The organism is Flavobacterium chryseum (genome assembly GCF_004362015.1).
In the GTDB taxonomy this organism is placed as follows: domain Bacteria; phylum Bacteroidota; class Bacteroidia; order Flavobacteriales; family Flavobacteriaceae; genus Flavobacterium.
This window is the reverse complement of sequence record NZ_SNWW01000028.1, coordinates 1-1,233: the sequence shown is the minus strand read 5'-3', so window position 1 is coordinate 1,233 and position 1,233 is coordinate 1. Positions and strand designations below refer to the sequence as shown.

Annotated in this window: 2 tRNA genes and 2 rRNA genes (1 of these 4 only partly in view); all 4 read right to left on the bottom strand. The window is 44.8% G+C overall.

Features of this window, described 5'->3' with window-relative positions:
- Positions 1–316 (bottom strand): 23S ribosomal RNA (locus EV143_RS21230) (it extends 2,665 nt beyond the left edge of the window).
- A 135-nt stretch (positions 317–451) separates the two neighbouring features.
- Positions 452–525 (bottom strand) — tRNA-Ala (locus EV143_RS21225).
- Between the two features lie 111 nt (positions 526–636).
- Positions 637–710, bottom strand: a tRNA-Ile gene (locus EV143_RS21220).
- 124 nt (positions 711–834) lie between these two features.
- Positions 835–1,233: ribosomal RNA gene (locus EV143_RS21215) — 16S ribosomal RNA — on the bottom strand; the annotation flags it as partial.

Below are 1,233 nucleotides of genomic sequence, written 5' to 3'. Positions count from 1 at the left end.
TGCCTTGTACATAAAATGTCGTGGTCCTACAACCCCAACATTGCCGTAACAACATTGGTTTGGGCTAATCCGCGTTCGCTCGCCACTACTTACGGAATCACTTTTGTTTTCTTCTCCTCCGCCTACTTAGATGTTTCAGTTCAGCGGGTTTGCCCACCTATCGGTGTACTATGTCTTCAACATAGTGGGTTGCCCCATTCAGGTATTTACGGATCAATTCGTGTGTGCCGATCCCCGTAACTTTTCGCAGCTTATCACGCCTTTCATCGCCTCTGAGAGCCAAGGCATCCCCCATACGCCCTTATTTTGCTTATTGTACCAATCCTAAAATTAATTAGGACCGTTTTTTTTTGTCTTTTACTATAAATAGCAAAAAACGCTTTCTACTTTTATTATTTTCTTATCTCAATATGTCAATGAACTTTTATTTACTATCTTTATAGTAAATCAGTGGAGAATAACGGAGTCGAACCGTTGACCTCCTGCGTGCAAGGCAGGCGCTCTAGCCAGCTGAGCTAATCCCCCATTTTTCAATCTTAGATTGTAGAATTCAGACTTTAGATTTCTTAATTCTTCTCTAATTTCTTTTGGTGAATTCCAACTTCCAGAATTTCCTTTTTCTTAAGCCTAAAATAGTTGTCTCGGACAGACTCGAACTGTCGACCCCTACATTATCAGTGTAGTACTCTAACCAGCTGAGCTACGAGACACTCTTATTCTTAAAAATTTATTATTTGAACTAACAGCAAGAGTAATAAAATTTCCTTATTCAGAAATAACCTTAAAACCATCTTTTTTCCCAAGCGTGTGCAAGCACTAACACTCAGGCTCTAGAAAGGAGGTGTTCCAGCCGCACCTTCCGGTACGGCTACCTTGTTACGACTTAGCCCTAGTTACCAGTTTTACCCTAGGCAGCTCCTTGCGGTCACCGACTTCAGGCACCCCCAGCTTCCATGGCTTGACGGGCGGTGTGTACAAGGCCCGGGAACGTATTCACCGGATCATGGCTGATATCCGATTACTAGCGATTCCAGCTTCACGGAGTCGAGTTGCAGACTCCGATCCGAACTGTGACCGGTTTTATAGATTCGCTCCTGGTCGCCCAGTGGCTGCTCTCTGTACCGGCCATTGTAGCACGTGTGTAGCCCAAGGCGTAAGGGCCGTGATGATTTGACGTCATCCCCACCTTCCTCACAGTTTGCACTGGCAGTCTTGTTAGAGTTCCCGACATGA